The 18,734-nt window shown below is 38.6% G+C and carries 10 protein-coding genes, 2 tRNA genes and 1 pseudogene; 5 read left to right on the top strand and 8 right to left on the bottom strand.

The genetic code is table 11. The annotated features are described in order from the left end of the window. The first annotated feature begins 189 nt into the window (after positions 1–189). Positions 190–1,236 carry an alpha/beta hydrolase family protein gene (locus tag ACI7T6_RS04330; protein WP_404665163.1) on the top strand — a complete coding sequence of 349 codons (1,047 nt, stop codon included), beginning with the start codon at positions 190–192 and terminating at the stop codon, positions 1,234–1,236. Positions 1,237–1,894: 658 nt separating this feature from the next. On the opposite strand, the gene ACI7T6_RS04325 is transcribed toward ACI7T6_RS04330, so the two are convergent. Together ACI7T6_RS04325 and ACI7T6_RS04320 are read right to left on the bottom strand one after the other, a co-directional pair. Then, positions 1,895–1,977: transfer RNA gene (locus ACI7T6_RS04325), tRNA-Leu, on the bottom strand. Between the two features lie 9 nt (positions 1,978–1,986). Then, positions 1,987–3,318: a CBASS cGAMP-activated phospholipase gene (locus ACI7T6_RS04320; RefSeq protein ID WP_404665162.1), complete on the bottom strand. Its 1,332-nt coding sequence runs from the start codon at positions 3,316–3,318 to the stop codon at positions 1,987–1,989. A gap of 233 nt (positions 3,319–3,551) precedes the next feature. Here ACI7T6_RS04320 and ACI7T6_RS04315 point away from each other — a divergent pair, with 233 nt between their 5' ends. Beyond that, entirely contained in the window at positions 3,552–4,226 is a 675-nt protein-coding gene (locus ACI7T6_RS04315) for a tRNA (guanine(46)-N(7))-methyltransferase TrmB (RefSeq protein ID WP_404665161.1), read from the top strand. Positions 4,227–4,938: 712 nt separating this feature from the next. Here ACI7T6_RS04315 and ACI7T6_RS04310 read toward each other — a convergent pair. Next, positions 4,939–5,013, bottom strand: a tRNA-Pro gene (locus ACI7T6_RS04310). 108 nt (positions 5,014–5,121) lie between these two features. Here ACI7T6_RS04310 and ACI7T6_RS04305 point away from each other — a divergent pair. Further along, the gene (locus ACI7T6_RS04305) at positions 5,122–6,666 is read left to right on the top strand and encodes a glucose-6-phosphate isomerase (protein WP_404665160.1); all 1,545 of its coding nucleotides are present in this window, start codon (positions 5,122–5,124) and stop codon (positions 6,664–6,666) included. Between the two features lie 233 nt (positions 6,667–6,899). Here the strand turns inward: ACI7T6_RS04305 and ACI7T6_RS04300 are convergent, their stop codons facing one another. The 5 genes and pseudogenes from ACI7T6_RS04300 to ACI7T6_RS04280 all read right to left on the bottom strand — a co-directional run bounded on the left by ACI7T6_RS04300 (position 6,900) and on the right by ACI7T6_RS04280 (position 14,785). Continuing rightward, positions 6,900–10,340, bottom strand: a complete 3,441-nt coding sequence (locus tag ACI7T6_RS04300; RefSeq protein WP_404665159.1) for a tetratricopeptide repeat protein — start codon at positions 10,338–10,340, stop codon at positions 6,900–6,902. 538 nt (positions 10,341–10,878) lie between these two features. Continuing rightward, positions 10,879–11,787, bottom strand: a pseudogene (recF, locus tag ACI7T6_RS04295) (DNA replication/repair protein RecF); the annotation flags it as partial. Further along, complete coding sequence (gene dnaN / locus ACI7T6_RS04290) at positions 11,788–12,888, bottom strand: DNA polymerase III subunit beta (protein WP_404665157.1); 1,101 nt, start codon at positions 12,886–12,888, stop codon at positions 11,788–11,790. 47 nt (positions 12,889–12,935) lie between these two features. Next, entirely contained in the window at positions 12,936–13,388 is a 453-nt protein-coding gene (gene smpB / locus ACI7T6_RS04285) for an SsrA-binding protein SmpB (protein WP_404665156.1), read from the bottom strand. 5 nt (positions 13,389–13,393) lie between these two features. Next, positions 13,394–14,785, bottom strand: coding sequence for a hypothetical protein (locus ACI7T6_RS04280; RefSeq protein ID WP_404665155.1), 1,392 nt, complete (start codon positions 14,783–14,785; stop codon positions 13,394–13,396). Positions 14,786–14,934: 149 nt separating this feature from the next. Between ACI7T6_RS04280 and leuS the strand changes: the two genes are divergently transcribed. Together leuS and ACI7T6_RS04270 are read left to right on the top strand one after the other, a co-directional pair. Next, the gene (leuS, locus tag ACI7T6_RS04275) at positions 14,935–17,457 is read left to right on the top strand and encodes a leucine--tRNA ligase (protein ID WP_404665154.1); all 2,523 of its coding nucleotides are present in this window, start codon (positions 14,935–14,937) and stop codon (positions 17,455–17,457) included. After that, positions 17,450–18,718, top strand: coding sequence for a 3-deoxy-D-manno-octulosonic acid transferase (locus tag ACI7T6_RS04270; protein WP_404665153.1), 1,269 nt, complete (start codon positions 17,450–17,452; stop codon positions 18,716–18,718). The genes leuS and ACI7T6_RS04270 overlap by 8 nt, the downstream gene beginning before the upstream one ends. Positions 18,719–18,734 lie beyond the last annotated feature (16 nt).

The following is an 18,734-nucleotide window of genomic DNA, read 5'->3' as shown; positions in this document are numbered from 1 at the left end:
TCGTCTTCTCTTGAATTGCAAAATAGTTTTTTTATTTAATATCGGCAACTCTTTTTCTAGTATCACTATTTTTTTGAGAGGAAAATAAAAGCTACAGTGTAAAGAAACTAGATAATCGGTTAAACTTACTCCTTTCACCTCACTGCTTTGTCAGAGAGACTTGTTTGAATCATAAAAGGATACTTAGCCATGAAAAGAAAGATACTTTATCTATCACTTGCAGCTGTTGCTATCGGTTGTTTAATCGGATTAAGCTGCTGTCAAAAGCCGTGTTCTCTAGACCGTGTTTTACATCCATCTAAAACAGGCATTACGACCGTTAGATTTTATGATGAAGCAAGAGAGAGACCTCTTGTCACAGAAATTTGGTACCCGGTTGATCAAGCAACAACCGCTGCTAAAGTGGAAGGGCTTTGGGTAAGATGCGCTGAAGCTAGAGACGCTCCTTTAAAAACTTCCTCAAAAAAATACCCTTTAATCGTGATGTCTCATGGGAACTGGGGCGATAGAATGAACACATCGTGGATCGCAGAGACTCTAGCTGCAAATGGCTACATCGTAGCAGCCGTTGATCACTACGGTAACACATGGAATAACAAAATTGTTGATAGCTTCATTAAAATCTGGGAAAGACCTAAAGATATCTCTTCGGTGATTGATAATTTATTTCAAATGGAGCAATTTAAAGACCATATCGATGCACAGCGTATTGGATTTGTGGGCTACTCTTTAGGCGGTCAAACAGGTGTTTGGATTGCTGGGGGAAGAGTTGCACATTTTGATCAACCCGATATGAGTAAGCTTCCTGCGGATCAAATTCCTACAACAGTTAATGAAGAGGTATTAAGAGCGATTGACTTTTCACCAGCTGCTAACTCTTATAGAGATCCAAGAGTGAGTGCCGCCTTTTTAATGGCTCCAGCTCTTGGCTATCTGTTTGATGGGGCAAGCTTGCAGTCAATTTCTATTCCTGTCTACATTGTCGCAGCAGAAGGGGATCAAACAGTTCCTTTTGATTCGAGTCCAAAAATTTTAGCCGGAAAGATTAAAAAAGCTGTCTTAAGCTTAATTCCTGGAAGCGCTAGTCACTATGTATTCTTGAATGAAGTGAGTAAGGGAGGAAAAATGCTTTTAGATAAGAAAGTCGCTTTTGACTCTCCAACTGTTGACCGCTCAAAGATTCATGATGAGATTGCAACATCTGCAATTTCCTTCTTTGCAGAACATCTCAAATAACTCTTTCTTTAACTGCATAAGCTTTGAAGAGCTCTTCTTCAAGGCTTATGTGATGTGCCTTTATCCCCTCTTTATTTTTTATCAAACACCTTATCCAAATAGCTAAAACAATCGGTTTTAATTGAAATCTGCTCTTTAAAAATATGAGAAAATATTTTTTCAAAAAAATAAGGGAAGCTTGAATAGTGAGCATTACTTTTCAGTAGATTACAAGAGATAGCAACTCACGGCAGTTATCAAATAGATAAAAGAGCTTACCTATGATCAACTTGCAGCTTTCACAACGTTATCCATTCTAGATAATCTTGGATTTAAAATAACCCTTCAAATGCCTCTTAAAAAGAGGAAGGAGTTTCTCTAGAAAGATTTGCCAAGAGATAAGGATTTTCTTGGATTATATCTCAAATATTTCCGTTTTACTGACGTATTTTGAAGAGATAACTTCGAATATAAAGGGTGCTCATTGAGGGAAAGTTTTTAAAATCTCGTGGAGGGAATCTATTGTAAGAGCCTCTAGCTTGATCAACATATTCTCAGGCGATTTGACGATTATTGTAAAAAGGGACAGAAAACTCATCCAGAAGGGAGGGGACTGAATGATTACAATTTTTCTTTGTTAGTTTAAAGAGGCATCAAAATTAAGAGAGATAAAAAAAGATGCCCAGAATAGGACTCGAACCTACACACCTTTTGGGCGACAGAACCTAAATCTGTTGTGTCTACCAATTCCACCATCTGGGCAAAGAGGTCTTAAGGATAAATGGTTGCTGTATAATCGTCAAGCTCAATAGGATGCTGTTCTTCAAATTCTTCTATTTCATGCAAAGGAGAGACCCCATGCTTCTTTAAAGGCTCCACGATTTCTTTCTGAATCCACTCTTTATTTTTTGCACAGTACCTAATAGCAATATTGTTTAAGTTGATAATGTTTTGCCTTGAAGTGTTGTCTAAGACTGTTTGTTCAGGGCTGTCTAAAGAAGGTTGAAGCCGGATCATGGAAAAGCTCTTTCCATCTCGGTATTGCATATTTTTAAAATGCAGGGTGAGCATTTTTTCTGACGTTTGAAAGAGGAGATTAAAAATCATAGGAAGCCACTGAAACGCCCCAAAGTTTTTAGACTCTTCATGACTAATGGACTTCCAAGTGGCGTTTCCTGTTCCTAGGGATAAGATGAAAATATCACGGCCAGGTTCAATATGGCCGGCTGCTTTCATAAAGGCAAGGAAAGAGGGGTTATTGGCAATCATACCGCCATCAATGAGATTGAGTGAATGACCATTATCTTGAATGGAGTGAGAGGGGAAATACACGGGAGCAGCTGTCGTTCCAAGTCCTACATCTCGCATCAGGAAAGATTTCTTTGTTTTATCATCTTTAAAATGGCAAAAAATGAGAGGCTTTCCCTTGGCAAGATCGTAGCTGGGAACTAAAACATCAGTTACAGCTTCAGAGAGCCTTGTCTCTCCAAATTCTTGAGTTAAGAGATTTTTTAAACTTTCATTAGAATATTTAGGGCCTCTCACTCCTTCAATCCCTTTGATTCTTTCGTAAGTGGTATTGGAAAAGACAGCAGGGCCTGAGTTAAGAAAAAAATGAACCATGTCTCTTGCGCTTTTTTTCGGATATCTAGGGTTTTGAGGGTCAGGAAGCGCAAGTGTAAGAGCTAAAACCCCGCCAATAGAGGTCCCTGTAATGCAGTCAAATAAACTTCCGATACGGCACCCTACCATCCGTTCAATATGCGCTAACATTTGAGCAGGGATAATACCTCGGATACCTCCTCCATCAATCGATAAAATGAGATAGGGTTTAGGCTTATGTTGAATCTTACCATACATAAAACAGCTGATAGCCACAAGAGCAAGCGGTGCTATGGGTAGATAAGTAGCTGTTGCTAAAAGAGCGCAACTTGCAACAGCTGCAGCGCTTCCTAAGGTGTAGGCAATCATCTTCTTCTGTCTTGCGCGCTCGACACGTTCATAAAGCTCTCTTAAAGAAGGAGTCACGAGATTTTTAAAATGGGGGAAAATGGTTTGATCAAGATCTAAAAAAGGGTGTTCTTCTTCTACTTCAATCGACATAAGTTCCTTATGAATACAAGCTATTTCACGATAGAGTTTAAATTGTTTCTGGAAATAAAATCACTATTTAATCCTATCTTAAGAGAAGAGGTATTTAAGATATATTTTCTAGAGGTCTTGAAGAAGGGCCCCGGTTTAATGCTCTTTTTTAATAGGTAGTATTTTATTTAAAATGAATGAAAAGATAGTTCCTAAGGCAACAAAACGTATCTTTGGGGTAAAATGGATGCCGTATGACACTCTATAAACTGACCTATCCTTACACTTGGGAAGAGCGTAAACCTTGCCTTCATGAAGGGGTTCTCTTTATCCCTCCGCATTATGATCAGCATACAAGCTGGACACTTCCTTCATGGGAAGAAATCTTTGGTAATCAAAATCCTGTTCACATTGAATATTGCACAGGAAATGGAACATGGCTAGCTGAAAAAGCAAAAGACCCTTCTGTTAATTGGATAGCTGTAGAAAAGCGGTTTGATAGAACCCAAAAGATTTGGTCCAAAAAAAGGACAAAAAGACTCAATAATCTCCTTGTTGTGTATGGAGATGCACATATTTTCATTAAAGATTATATGAAGGATCATCAAGTAGATGAGGTGTATGTTAACTTTCCTGACCCTTGGCCTAAACTGAAACATGCAAAAAATAGACTCTTTCAACAAGAGTTTGTGCGCCATTTAGCAAGAACAGTGAGGCCTCACGGGTGTTTAACCGTTGTCACAGATGACGCAGTGTATAGTCACCAAGTGATGGATGAAGTGTTAGAAAACCCTTCTTGGGGCTCTTTTTTTGCTTCTCCTCACTATGTCACAAGCTTAGAAGGGTATGGCACGTCCTTTTTTGAAGAGCTGTGGAGACAAAAAGGGAAAGAAATACGGTATATGAAATTTATCCGTGAGGAGTCTTAAGTGGCAATCGTGACACTTTATGCCTCTTCCTCTTCGGATCTTAATTGGGATGAAGAGATTGGGGATATGCTGAATTTAGAAGAGCCTTTCTATGTTCATCTAAATTGCGGCTTTGATGAAGGTCCCTTTTTTTTAAATGACACTTCTATTTTTTATGCACTTGTGAGGGCGTTTGAGCATTTTTCGAAAGAAGTGTGGCCTCTTATTAAGCATTCTTGTCAGGGTGTTGTTGTATTTCAAGGGTCTATTGAAGTGCTCTCAACTCTCACTGTTTCTGAAGAAAATTTATCAGAGGGGGAGTTAGCTTCTCTCTTAGGAGATTATTTACATAGGTTAGCCTCTTTTTTACCTGAGGAAGCAGTTCCTTATGCTCTTTTTAGTAATCCGCTGAAAAGACCTCTTGGTGAGATGGCTTATCTTCTTTCTAAAGAGCGGTTTTCTTATCTAGAGCTCTCCTTAACACCTGAGGAATCTCCCATCGGGGTCGTTCTTCCTTCTGATGAACTGTTTTCTCTGAGTATTCAGGAGCGATTAACCACGCTTTTAAGCACGTTTCAAAACGCCCATAAAAAGATTAAAGTGATTCCTGAAAGGCAGCTCAGTGAGTTATGGAATGGACTTGATGAAATCATTGTATTTGAAGAGACAATTTCAGCTTACGGAAAACGGCAAATCTGTGGATTTGAAGCCGCTGGAGGGAGTGTGATAAAGTTCGGAGCAGAGGGATTCGAACCCCCGACCCACTGCTCCCAAAGCAGTTGCGCTAGCCAAGCTGCGCTATGCTCCGAACAGGAGTCAGTATAGCTCACTTCACCCCTTTTCATCAATAACGAAGTTTTAAAAATAGAGCAAAATACCACTTTGGGTTAAGAAGTAATCAAATAGGAGATAAGAGATGCTAAGCCATCCTTTAGAGCAATGTGTTCAGTGCGTACCTAATTTAAGAGAAGATCTGACAGCAACTCGGGTTAAGAGCTATCAATTAGAAGCTGGCGCCTTTAAACTCTCCTATGCAACAGAGCTTGTCACAGAGGCCATTTTATCACAGCTTTTTGCGTTTGCAGAGGAGAAAAAAGCGCTTGAGTGGATGCTTAAGATGCAATCTGGAGAGGTGATTAATAAGCTAGAGAACATCCCTTCTGAAAATAGATCCGTGCTGCATACAGCGCTCCGCATCCCTAAAGGTCAGGTTCCTTTATCTCAAAAAGCTAGCTTCATCGCTGAAAAAAATCAACAAGAGCTGACCCGTCTTCAGCAATTTTTAACAGAAGTTATGGATTTTACCACACTTGTCCAGGTGGGAATTGGAGGGTCATCACTTGGCCCAGAGGCTGTGTATCAGGCGCTAAAACCATATGGCATCAAAGGAAGAGAGGCTCACTTTATCGCAAATATTGACCCAGATGCAAGTTATTCCATCTTAAATTCTTTGGATCTTAAAAAGACCCTTTTTGTGATCGTTTCTAAATCAGGAACCACTCTTGAAACCCTCACAAATGAGGCGTTAATTCGAGAAAGGCTTAAAGAAGAGGGTCTTGATCCCAAACAGCATCTCATTGCAGTAACAGAAGAGAAGAGCCTCATGGACAATCTTCTTTATTATAGAGAGGTTTTCTACATTTGGGACTCTATTGGAGGACGGTTTTCCGTCACATCGATGGTAGGAGCGGTTGTGTTATCCTTCATCTTAGGGTATGCCTCTTTTTTACAGTTTCTTGAAGGCGCGTATGAGATGGATCAAATCGCTCTTAAGGTCTCTCCTAATGAAAATCTTCCTCTTTTTGCAGCGCTTTTAGGCGTGTGGAACCACTCGTTCTTAAAAATCCCTACTATAGCTGTGATTCCCTATAGTGAAGCGCTATCTCGCTTTCCCGCGTATTTACAGCAGCTAAGTATGGAGTCTAACGGTAAACACATCAGCCGGCAGGGAGAAAAAGTGAGCTATCCTACAGGCCCTATTGTTTGGGGAGAGCCAGGAACAAATGGACAACACTCTTTTTTTCAGCTGCTTCATCAAGGAGATCTTCTTGCCTCTTTAGAATTTATCGGCTTCTTAGAGCCCGCTTATGGATTTGATTTAGAAATAGATAAAAGCTTATCTCAAGAGAAGCTACTAGGAAATATGATTGCGCAGGCAATTAGTTTAGCAGCTGGGGAGAGCTCTCAAAATCCCAATAAACATTTTGAAGGGGGCCGCCCTTCTCACATCTTAATGGCAAAAAAATGCGACCCTTTTACACTAGGATCTCTCATGGCTTATTATGAACATAAAATAGCCTTTCAAGGGTTTTTATGGGGTATTAACTCGTTTGATCAAGAAGGTGTGCAGTTAGGTAAGAGGCTCTCATCTAAGATGATCGAAGAGATGGTATTAAGCCGCGCTAACAAAGCCTCTAAGGATCCTCTTTTACACGCTTATGTTAACTTTATCCAAGATTAAAAAAGGGCTAAAGAAAAGCCTGTTTTGGATTGACCAAAACAACATTTTCAATCTTGAAAATCAACCTTCTAAGTACGCATTTTTTTTATCTAGAAAAAAAATCAACAAGAAGGTTGAAAAATGAATGAACTTGAATGAGCTACCTTATTTTGCACTCCATTAATGATTTGCGATGATTTTCTCAAATCAAGGTTCTAGGACTGCTAATATATGTAATCGTACAGGGTTCATATTCAGCCTGATTTCGTTAATTTTTTGTTTCTTTTTATATAAGAGATGAAATTTTTAAAATCCATTATCCGTGTAAAGTCAAGCTCAAATGCACGGATGAAGAGATCTCCTCTTGAAAGAATAGTCTTCTCATCAAAAAGAAGAATGCCTTCTCTATCATCCATCATAATAGCTGCTAAGTGGTAAGCTTCTGCCTCATACGTTCCTAGCTGTATCGCTCTCATGAAAAGCTGTTTACAAGACAAAGTCACTCCATTTAAAAGCTGAATACTCTTGATATTTTGATGAAAAAGCTCTTTTCCTAAAAGGAAGTAGGGCAAGCTATATTCAGGATTAATATCAATGGCTTTAAGATAAAGAGCCTCTTTTGAGGCATAATTCTTTTCATGAATCATCACAGGGGACTCAAAACTTCTTGCAAAAGCTACATACATCTCTTCATGATCAGGCATGTACTTGAATAAATAGAGTAATAACTCCTGTTTTTTGATAAAATAAAGCTTATCACTGATCTCTGAATCTTTATAGTATTCATTTGCAGGTATAGGATAACATTCCTCAGGACGATTAAGTCCTTTAATGCGCTCTTCAAAAATTAGAAGATATTTAGATGCTAAACCTGTCAGTTCATATTGAGAAAGAATCCGGACAAATATTGTGATAGCTTCCCAAGAAAATTCTCTCAATTGAGAAACTTGATCTAAGATGCTGTGAAATAACTCTTCCTTTCTTAACCATTCATGTGGGTAAAGGGATTCGGCCATCCTTAAGCAAGCTGTAATATCTGTATTATACTGTTTGGCGTGTTGGTACAAGGTTCTTTTATCATAACACTGTTCATTTAATAGAAAATGCTTTTCAGGGTGAGTCGCATCACCTAGTTTTCCTAAAATATGACTAGTGTATTTTTTTTGATGGGCGTACGTGTAGGCCATTAATTTTGTAAACTTTACCCCATCTTGTAATACAATATGCTTTCTAGAAGAGAGATAGTCTCCAAGTTTTTCCTCTCCTCTATGCTTTAAATATACCGATGAAAGAAAAGGAAGAGCATGTTCATAAAGTGCCCTTATAGATATCTTCTTATCATGTTCTAACTCTAAATAAGCCCCTCCTTTGAGAATCTGCGTTATATAAGATCCATTTCTAACAGTCATCTCCTGAGGTTGCTGCAAAATTCTTTCCACTTGATTAGATAAATCAGAAGCTACAGAGAAAACCCCCTTAGCAAATCGTGAGCTAAAAGCAGAGGTAGGATCCAAACGAAGCGCTTCTCGAAAATAAAATGCACTATCTACTTTCATTCCATTCTGTAAATAAACAGTGCCGTGTTGCATGACTGTAATTAAGTTAAAGTAGTTTTCTATTTTCTCCGGATTTGTACCAATTTCTTGAATATAGAAGTGTTGTAAATATTCCATAGCTCTTGAGCTCATGTGTGTAACAGATTCTAAATCAGTAGCCTTAAGATAAAGTTCTTTTTTTGTATAGAGTGCCCTATTTAAAAACTGGACTGATTCATCATCTGTTAGAAGATCTGCAAGATTGGCGTAATTAGCTTCATTTGTAGGATTTAAATCAATAGCCTTAAGATAAAGCTTCTTTTTTGTATAAATTTCCCCATTTAAAAGTGTTACAGGCTCATCATCTTTCAGAAGATTTGTAAGAGTAGAATAAAAGCATTCATGTTGAGGATGTGAATCAATAGCCTTAAGGTAAATCTCTTTTTTCGTATAAGCTTTTTCATTTAAAAGTTGGACCGTTTCATCTTTTTCTAAAAGATGTGCAAGGATTGTATAGGCCTGTAGATTTTTAGGATTTAATTTAATAGCCTTAAGATAAAGCTCTTTACTGGTATAAATCTCCCCACTTAAAAAGGTGATTGTTTCATTTTTTGTTAAAAGGTGGGCAAGACTAGTATAGGAACAGTCATCTTTAGGATTTAACTCAATAGCCTTAACATAGAGCTTTTTATTTGTATAGACTTCTCCGTTTAACAGTTGAACTGTTTCATCTCTTGCCAAAAGATCAGCAAGATTAATATAAGGAATCTCACCTTTAGGGTTTAACTCAATGGCCTTAATGTAAAGCTTTTTATTTGTATAGACTTCTCCATTTAACAGTTGAACTGTTTCATCTCTTGCCAAAAGATTAGCAAGATTAATATAAGGAATCTCACCTTTAGGGTTTAACTCAATAGCCTTAATATAGAGTTCTTTATTTGTATAGGCTTCCCCATTTAAAAGCTGAATGGTTTCACTATTTCCTAGAAGATTTGCAAGATTAGTGTAGGAATCTTCATATTTAGGGTTTAAATCAATCGTCTTAAGGTAGAGTTCTTTATTCGTATAGATTTCCCCATTTAAAAGCTGAATGGTTTCATTATTTCCTAGAAGATTTGCAAGATTAGTGTAAGGATTTACATCTTGAGGATTTAAATCAATCGCCTTAAGGTAGAGTTCTTTATTCGTATAGGTTTCCCCGCTTAAAAGCTGAATGGTTTCACTATTTTCTAGAAGATATGCAAGATTATTGTAGAGATTTACATCTTGAGGATTTAAATCAATCGCCTTAAGGTAGAGTTCTTTATTCGTATAGGTTTCCTTACTTAAAAGCTGAATGGTTTCACTATTTCCTAGAAGATTTGCAAGATTAGTGTAGAGATTTACATCTTGAGGATTTAAATCAATCGCCTTAAGGTAGAGTTCTTTATTCGTATAGGTTTCCCCATTTAAAAGCTGAATGGTTTCACTATTTTCTAAAAGATATGCAAGATTATTGTAAGGACTCACATCTTGAGGATCTAAATCAATCGCCTTAAGGTAGAGTTCTTTATTTGTATAGATTTCCCCACTTAAAAGCTGAATGGTTTCACTATTTTCTAGAAGATATGCAAGATTATTGTAAGGACTCACATCTTGAGGATTTAAATCAATCGCCTTAAGGTAGAGTTCTTTATTTGTATAGATTTCCCCACTTAAAAGCTGAATGGTTTCATTATTTTCTAGAAGATATGCAAGATTATAGTAAGGATTTATATCTTGAGGATTTAAATCAATCGCCTTAAGATAGAGTTCTTTATTTGTATAGATTTTCCCGCTTAAAAGCTGAATGGTTTCACCATTTTCTAGAAGATTTGCAAGTTTGTTGTAAACGCTCCCGTCTTGAGAATTACAATCAATTGCCTGGATAAAAAATTCTTTTTCTGTACCAAATTCATCATTTAAGGACTCTATGATTGGATGTAAATCTAAAATATTATTAGTGTTGTTATTGCCACTTATTTCTAAAATATCTTTTGCTACCTGGTCTGTTTTTGAACATTCTATTTGGAGTTTTCTAGACGAATTTTCATCCGCATTTTTTGCTAAACTAGATAAATTTTCTTGGGAATAAAGAGCCTCTAATGGATCTGCCATTAAAGCATAAGGTTTAATTGTCATACTATAACTTTTGATTTATGTTTTTAAGCTAACGAGTCCCCAAAGGATATAAATTTCTCGCTTGATCCTCTGGCACATCTCTCTATGAAGTTTGAAACTTTATCAATATTTTCAGTTCAAGTAAAGCATGAATTAAAAAAATCATATACTTTATCCTGAATATTATATCTTTTAAAGCGAAGATTTTTTTTTCTTTAACTTAACTTCCTAGTTGCTAAAAGGGGCATTACATAGTGCCTTAAAAGTATTGATTTCTTGGAAAAATCCTTATTTTTTCAAAAAAATAGAATTAATTTTTCATGTAATATTTTTAGAAAAAAAGGTAACAGTTTTTTTAAATAAAGATATAGATTTTAGGCATTTGGTTAATCTCAAACTGCCGTTAAAGAAAAAATATCTTCTTACTTTAGGGGGAGGGGAAGAGCTTTCCCTCTTCAATATGAAGAGCATGGTAGTCTTTATGATCTAAAAAAAAGGGGGAAGTTAAAAAAATCTGTCCCTGTGAGGTGATGTGATTAAGAAGCGCATCTCTTCTTGCTTGATCAAGATGCACCCCAAAATCATCGATACAAAAAAGAGCAGGAAATTGATGATGATCAGAGAGTATTTTCCATTGAGAGAGTCTTAACGACGCAACAGCTGATCTGATTTGCCCTTGACTTGCAAAACTAGCTGCTGATTTTTGATTGATGAGAAGCGTAAAATCATCCCGATGAGGGCCCATTGATGTTGATTTGAGATGAAGGTCTCTTGCTCTATATTTTGTATAGTCGTGAACCATGGAGGGGTGGTATTTAATCTCAATATGATCACAGTTTTCAGAAAGCGCTTGCACCCCCTCTTCAAGAAGAGGAGATAGCGTTTTAATGAGGAGTGATCTTTGCTCTTGAATGTAGGTAGCTGCAATCTTCATCAGCTCTTCAAACGGTAAAAGCCCGTCAGTTTTCCCTTGCTTAAGAAGGGTATTACGTTGCTTTAGAGCTCTATGGTACCTTGTGAGGTGAAATACATAAAGCGGATCGCTTTGCGCTAAATGCAGATCTAAAAACCGTCTTCTCTCAGAAGGGGCGCCTGTAATGAGCTGTACATCTTCAGGGGTGAGAAGGACAATGGGCAAAATCCCTAAGAGGGGACTAAAGTGAGAGTAGGTAGAGTGATTAATCTCTAACCGTTTACTCTCTCCATCAAAAGAGAGTTTTACAATTTGTTGTATACCATCTTTTTCAAACTGAATTTCAATGAAAAAAAAGGACCCTTTTTCGTGAATGAGCTCTTTAAGGTGAGGGGTACGAAACGATCTTCCCATAGAAGCTAGAAATAGTGCTTCTAAAAGAGAGGTTTTCCCTTGAGCATTTTTCCCCCAAATCAAATTAGTATGGGGGGAAAATGTGATGGATTCCTCTAAATAATTACGAAAATGCCTTAAATAAATCTTCTGGATGAACATTTAAGAATCAAGTCGCATCGGCATCAAAACAAATTGAGACGATGTGGAATCTGTAATGAGTCCTGGACTAAAAGCGTCTGTAATCGAAAGGTGCACAGTTTCATCTTTAGAGTGCCGTAAAATATCTAAGAAAAATTGCGGGTTAAAGGCGATATCAAGCTTTGGGCCTCCGTAGTTCACACTCATGCTGACAGACCCTTCTCCAAGATCCGAACTCATCGCTGTTAAATGAAGCTCTCCGGAAGAAAAGGTGAACTTCACAGCGCTACTATGCTCTGTTGTAAAGAGAGAAATTTGTCTTAAAAGAGCAATCAGTTCTTCACGGTGTAAAATGAGCGGTGAGAGGGATTTTTGCGGAATCACTTTATTCACATCAGGATATTGCCCATTTAAAAGCTTAGAGGTGAGGGTGATATTACTAATGGCAATACCCATACGGTCAGGAAAGAAGGAGAGCGTAGAGTGCCCTTCTTTCACATCAATGAGACGGATCATCTCTTCAATAGCTCTTAAAGGAATCACATAAGAGCTTTTAGACGAGATATTAGACTCAATTTTTGTATAGAGTCTGCAAAGTCTTTTTCCATCTGTTGCTGTAAAGATGGCCTCATCTCCTTGAAGCTCAAGAAGCGTGCCGTTTAAAATTTGCCGGTTATCATCACGGGCTGCTGCAAAAGAACTGCGAATGAGCATCTCTTTTAAAAGCGTATTATCGATATCTAAAGAAACTCCTGACTGAAGAGAAGGGGGAAGGGGAAACTCTCCTTGATGCATGCCGCTCATTTTAAAGTGAGAAGATCCTGCATTAATCTTGGCAATTTCTCCAACAGAGGTTTCAATTTCAATATGAGAAGAGGTGAGCTCTCTTGTGAGTTGAAACAGTTTTTTTGCAGGAAGCGTTACGGCTCCTTCTTCATGAATTTGAGCCTCACAGGTGGCTTGCATAGAGACAGTAAGATCTGTCGTGCTAAGCGTTAAACCGTCTGCTTTGGCTTCAAGAAGCACGTTATTTAAAACAGGAAGAGCCGGCTTTGAAGGAACAACAGCTTGGATTTTATTAATCAAATTCAAAAGATCAATACGAGAGACAACGAATTTCATAAGATTCCTTTTTTGGCATAGAAGATACCGTAATTTTTTAGTGCCTGTCAATCATCTAGATTTTTTAAAGAGCGATCAATTTGACGATCATGCTCTCTTTTTTTCAGCGCATCCCGTTTGTCATACGTTTTTTTCCCTTTAGCAAGAGCGAGTTTCACTTTGATTTTCCCTTGCTTGAGGTAAAAACTGAGCGCTATGACAGTGAGCCCTTTTTCCGTTGTTGCAGACCGGAGTTTGCTGATTTCTCTTTTATGTAAAAGAAGCTTTCTCTCTCTTTTTTCTTCATGATTAAAGAGATTACCAAACTTATAAGGGGAGATAGAGGCAAGTTTAAGGTAAGCTCCATCTTCATTAAAGATCACATACGACTCTTGAAGGTTGCCCCCGTGTTGTCTTAAGGACTTCACCTCTGTTCCTACAAGAACAATGCCAGCTTCAAATGTATCTAATATTTCATAGTTGTAAAACGCTTTTCGGTTAGAAACAAGATCTTCAGCCATGAAAATTACCCAAAAAACGATTGGCCAAAAGCCGTTAAACTTAAACAGAGTTTCCCTTTGAAATGGCCTACCATGATGAGGCCTGATTCAAAAAGATGTTCGGTTAAAACAGCGGTGATTAACTGCAGCTCTTCTAAAGAGTAGGCAGGGAGGGGGTATTTCCACATTCTTCCTGCTTTGCAAAGGATCACCATTTGATCTTCTTTTAAAGGAGCATGTACACCCTTAAGAAAGGCATCTAGGTAAACCCACCCTGAGTGGAGGATTTTAATCACAGATTTTTCAATTTCCCGGACCATTTTTTCTGGGACAGTAAAAGAAAATCGTTGAGATAACGCGTGAATGGGAGGGTGACGGTAGAGGTATAAAGATTTGTTTTCCACTCTTAAATCTAGCCACTCTATGCCTGTTTCTGTTACAACGTAGTGATCATTGTCTTCTCGAATGAGGTTTAAGGCTTTTCCCCGAGATAAAAGAGTCTCTAGATAGCTCTTAGAAGGAAAAGGCGCTACAAATAAGGCAGGTGTCACATCTTCTTTTTTTAAGGAATGCTCTTTTTTAATGCACTTACAAAGCATGGTGAGATCTTCTACAAAAGAAAACTCTAAAGGTCTAATTTTTTCAATCTCTTGCACCTCTAAAATTGGCTCTGGAGCTGTCACCTTCAGAAAGGTGAGGTAATTTTTCCACTCTTGAAAAAGGGTTAAGATCCCTTTCCACTCGTCCTCTTCCTTTCGGTAAATGACGGTTCCGATAAAGTTAAACTCAAGATGCAAAAGAAGTTCTTGTAAATCTTCATCAGAGAGGCCGTATTTATAGGCAATATCTTCTAAAGAAAGCTCAAAAGAAGGGGATTTAAGAAGATCTTGGGTGATCGCAGAAAACACAGGTGTGGGAAATTGAATTTCAGAGAGGTGTCTTTGATAGATGTAGGGGGTTTGAAGATACCTTTCGACGACAGATTCAAAGATGTTATTTGTCATCCGGGGTATCGCATACCAAAGGGGAAGAATGTGAATCGGGACTTTTTTGAGAAGCAGCTGAATGAATTCCATCCCCGGTTCAAAATCACTAGAGAATCTCTCAAATTCCCGTTCAAAATATTTGCGCATTTCTTTATCAACCGTGACGAGATCTCCCTCGATTTCCACAAGGCCACTTGGCGCTAAGCGGCTGAGCGTTTGCAAAATAATTTCTTGAGGTATAGCGGTTGTTTTGGAAATTTTTGCAACGGAAGTTTTAATCGGGCTAAAGAGAAGCTCTTCTAAAACAGATGCCTCATCAGAGTTAAGATTTGAGAGCAAAAGACGACTAAGGATGTCTTTTTTATAGTCGTAATCACTGAGCGTGATTTTATTTTTCTTTGTTGAAGTGAGATCTATCATAGCTGTAATCAAAATTATAGGTGATTTTTCTTTTTGAAGCAATTTCAACTCTCTAGTATTTTAGAGAATGGCTTGGAGTTTTTGATTCTTAAGAGATTGCAAAATCTTTCTCAGCCCTTTAATATAGACACGTAAGACCGCTTTTTATAAGGAACGCACATATGTCAAATTATCCTCATCAACAGATCGAACAAAAGTGGCAGAAATATTGGGAAGATCACCATCTTTTTAAAGCAGAAGTCAATTGGCAAAAGCCTAAATATTATGTCTTAGATATGTTCCCGTATCCTTCAGGAGCAGGTCTTCATGTAGGGCACGTTACAGGGTATACAGCCACCGATGTCACAGCAAGATACATGAGAACAAAAGGGTACAATGTGCTCCATCCTATGGGATGGGATAGCTTTGGACTTCCAGCTGAGCAGTATGCGATTAGAACAGGTACGCACCCTTCAATCACCACAGAAAACAACATCAACACCTACCGCAGACAGCTGAAATCTTTGGGGCTTAGTTACGATTGGAATAGGGAAATAGCGACTAGTGATGCTACTTATTACAAATGGACGCAGTGGATTTTCACAAAGCTCTTTGAACAGGGGCTAGCGTATGAGGCGGAAATGCTTGTGAACTATTGTCCTGCTTTAGGCACAGTTTTGGCTAATGAAGAAGTAGAGCAAGGAAGAGCTAAAGAGGGAGGGCACCTCATTGAAAGAAGACCTCTTAAGCAGTGGGTCTTAAAGATTACAAAGTATGCGGACCGTCTTTTAGAAGATTTAGAGTTACTGGATTGGCCAGACTCTTTAAAGAGGCTACAAACTCATTGGATTGGAAGAAGTGAAGGGGCAAAACTCTTTTTCTCGCTAGAGAATTTTGAGGAGAAAGTGGCTGTCTTTACCACAAGAGCTGACACGCTCTTTGGGGTCTCTTTTCTTGTATTAGCTCCAGAACACCCTCTTGTAGAAGAAATCACTTCCTTAGAGCAAAAAGAACACGTGAATGCGTATCTTCAAGGGGTTAAGGCAAAATCTGATCTTGAAAGAACGGATCTTTGTAAAGAAAAAACCGGGGTATGGACAGGAAGCTACGCTCTTCACCCTGTGACAAATACACGCATTCCTATTTGGATTGCAGATTATGTGCTGGCAAGTTACGGAACAGGGGCTGTCATGGGAGTTCCTGGAAGTGATGAGAGGGATTTTGATTTTGCAAAGGCGTTTAATCTTCCTATTTTACCTGTCATCATGCCAGTAGACTTAGAGCAAAAGGAAAAAATGCTTCAAGGACAGATCTCTTTTACAGAAGGTGTTTTGTATAACAGTCAGTTTTTAGATGGCTTAGAAGTTAAGGTAGCTAAACAAGTGATGATTAAATGGTTAGAGGATCATCAAAAGGGAGAGAAAAGCGTCACGTATAAGCTAAGAGACTGGCTCTTTTCTCGCCAAAGATATTGGGGAGAGCCGTTTCCTATTTTGCACTTAGAAGACGGGTCTATTCGGTCTCTTGATCTTGATGAACTTCCTCTTCTTCCTCCAGAGCTTACCGACTATAAACCGTCTCCAACAGGGGAGAGCCCTCTTGCTAAAGTTAAAGAGTGGGTAGAGGTTGTAGATCCTAAAACAGGAAAAAAAGCGTTAAGAGAGACCAACACTATGCCGCAATGGGCAGGGTCGTGCTGGTATTACTTAAGATTTTGTGATCCGCACAATGAAGAGATGGCGTGGGATCCTGAAAAAGAGAGATATTGGATGCCAGTGGATCTTTATGTAGGAGGGGTTGAACATGCAGTTCTTCATCTTCTTTATGCAAGATTTTGGCATAAAGTTCTCTATGATTGCGGATTTGTCTCGACAAAAGAGCCGTTTCAAAAGCTTCGTAACCAAGGTCTTTTAACATCAAGATCGTATAAAATACCCTCTGGTCCTTATCTTCCTGAGGCAGATGTGATCGAAAAAGACGGTCTATTTTTTGATAAAAAGACGCATATTTCCTTAGAGAGTCAGATGGAAAAGATGTCTAAATCTAAACTCAACGGTGTGACACCTGATGAAATGATTGAGGAGTACGGAGCTGATAGCTTAAGGCTGTATGAAATGTTTATGGGCCCTTTTGATCAAGAAAAGGTGTGGAATAACGATGCGATTCAAGGGTGCTTTAGATTCTTAAACAGGTTTTACAATCTTGTCACCTCAGATAAACTGGATAAAAATTTAGAGGAAGAAGAAGGGTTAAAACTCGCTCACAGACTTATTTTTCATGTGGAAAAAGATCTTCAAGGGATGGCATTTAATACAGCAATTGCAAAAATGATGGAATTTATTAACCATTTTTCTCTCTTAGCTTCTTATCCTAAAACAGCTGTTAAAATAGCTGTCCAAGTGCTCTATCCTTTTGCACCGCACATTGCAGAAGAGATGTGGGAGCTTCTTGGAGAAAAAGAGAGCTTAACCTACGCTCCTTATCCTGTTGTTAACGCGGCGTATCTCATTGATCATACAGCGCTTTATGTGATTCAAGTGAATGGAAAACTAAGAGGTAAGTGGGAGCTTCCTAAAGACAAGACAGAAGAAGAAATTCTAGAGTTCATAAGAGAGGAGCCTCAGATCATAAAGCATATTGAGGGCCCTATTAAGAAAGTGATCTTTGTTCCGAATAAACTTCTCAACGTTGTGACTGATGTTTAATCTGCTCTATAACACCTTGCTTCTTGTGATGCTGTGTCTTTTTTTGCCTAAATGGCTCTTTGACATGTTGCAATCTCGCAAGCACCACCGCTCTTTTCTAGAAAAGCTAGGCGTTAAAATCACCCCTTTTCGCCCCTCATCAGAGGGGCCAAGAGTGTGGATCCATTCGATCTCTGTAGGGGAGACAAGATCGGTTGCGCCTTTAGCTCATAAGATTCAAAAAGAGATCCCCTCTGCTTCTTTGATGGTTTCTACAGTGACAGAAACAGGGCAGGCAGAAGCCAAAAGAAGCATACCTCATGCTCAGCACTACTTTTATCTTCCCTTTGATTTTTCTTGGAATATTAAAAGGGTTTTAAAGCACTTGAAGCCAGATATTCTCATTTTAGTAGAAAGTGATTTTTGGCTGAATTTGATTAGACTCTCTCCTAAAGTTGTGCTTGTGAATGGCGATATTTCAGAAAAGTCGTTTTCCAGGTTTAAGAAAGTCCCTTTTTTTACGAAACGGCTCTTTCGAAATATCGATCTTTTATGTGTGCAAAGCGCTCAATTTGCACACAGGTTTGAAGAGCTTGGAATTGATCCTCACCGCATTGCAGTGACAGGTAACTTGAAATTTGATCACGAAATCCCGCTCATAGATCTCATGGATTGGCGGCTGAAATTAGGGATTCATGAAGAAGATACCATCATTACACTGGGCTCTACCCATGAAGGAGAAGAAGAGAGTCTTCTTCACGCTTTAATGCCTCTACTTGAGAAATACCCATGCCTTAAGATTCTTTTAGCTCCTCGTCACCCAGAGCGGTTTAAAAAAGTCGCTGAGCTGATGAGTAAGAAAAAGATACCTTTTACCCTGTTTTCTCAAAGGGATAAAGAGAAGGAATCTAGCCGCATTGTATTAATCGATGCGATGGGGATACTTCCTGCGTGTTATAAAGTGTCGCATCTTGCCATTGTAGGAGGAAGCTTTATCCCTCATGTAGGAGGGCACAATATCTTTGAGCCTGCCATGATGGGAACTCCTGTCCTCTTTGGTCCTTACATGCATGGGCAACAAGATCTTGTAGATTTAGTGCTAGGTCAAGAGGGAAGAGCTCCTGCAGGAGCCCAGGTGATGCTAGATGATGTGTCATCTACAGTAGAAGAGATGCTCTTAAATCCTCCTATTTCCATGAGAGAGTCTGGGCTTCTCCTAGGAGAAGAGGCGAGAGGAGCTACGGAGAGAACCTGGAGACTCATTAAACGTTTTCTTGTTTAAGAGACTGTTTTTTACA

Origin of the sequence: Rhabdochlamydiaceae symbiont of Dictyostelium giganteum, assembly GCF_964291045.1 — a bacterium.
Taxonomy (GTDB): Bacteria; Chlamydiota; Chlamydiia; order Chlamydiales; family Rhabdochlamydiaceae; genus PALSA-1444.
Note: the sequence above shows the minus strand (reverse complement) of the source record. Positions and strands in the feature narration are given on the sequence as shown.

Excerpts from the sequence above, each read along its gene's own strand:
- ACI7T6_RS04330 (WP_404665163.1), top strand. The coding sequence starts at position 190 with ATGAAAAGAAAGATACTTTATCTATCACTTGCAGCTGTTGCTATCGGT.
- ACI7T6_RS04320 (WP_404665162.1), bottom strand. The coding sequence starts at position 3,318 with ATGTCGATTGAAGTAGAAGAAGAACACCCTTTTTTAGATCTTGATCAA.
- ACI7T6_RS04315 (WP_404665161.1), top strand. The coding sequence starts at position 3,552 with ATGACACTCTATAAACTGACCTATCCTTACACTTGGGAAGAGCGTAAA.
- ACI7T6_RS04305 (WP_404665160.1), top strand. The coding sequence starts at position 5,122 with ATGCTAAGCCATCCTTTAGAGCAATGTGTTCAGTGCGTACCTAATTTA.
- ACI7T6_RS04300 (WP_404665159.1), bottom strand. The coding sequence starts at position 10,340 with ATGACAATTAAACCTTATGCTTTAATGGCAGATCCATTAGAGGCTCTT.
- dnaN (WP_404665157.1), bottom strand. The coding sequence starts at position 12,888 with ATGAAATTCGTTGTCTCTCGTATTGATCTTTTGAATTTGATTAATAAA.
- smpB (WP_404665156.1), bottom strand. The coding sequence starts at position 13,388 with ATGGCTGAAGATCTTGTTTCTAACCGAAAAGCGTTTTACAACTATGAA.
- leuS (WP_404665154.1), top strand. The coding sequence starts at position 14,935 with ATGTCAAATTATCCTCATCAACAGATCGAACAAAAGTGGCAGAAATAT.
- ACI7T6_RS04270 (WP_404665153.1), top strand. The coding sequence starts at position 17,450 with ATGTTTAATCTGCTCTATAACACCTTGCTTCTTGTGATGCTGTGTCTT.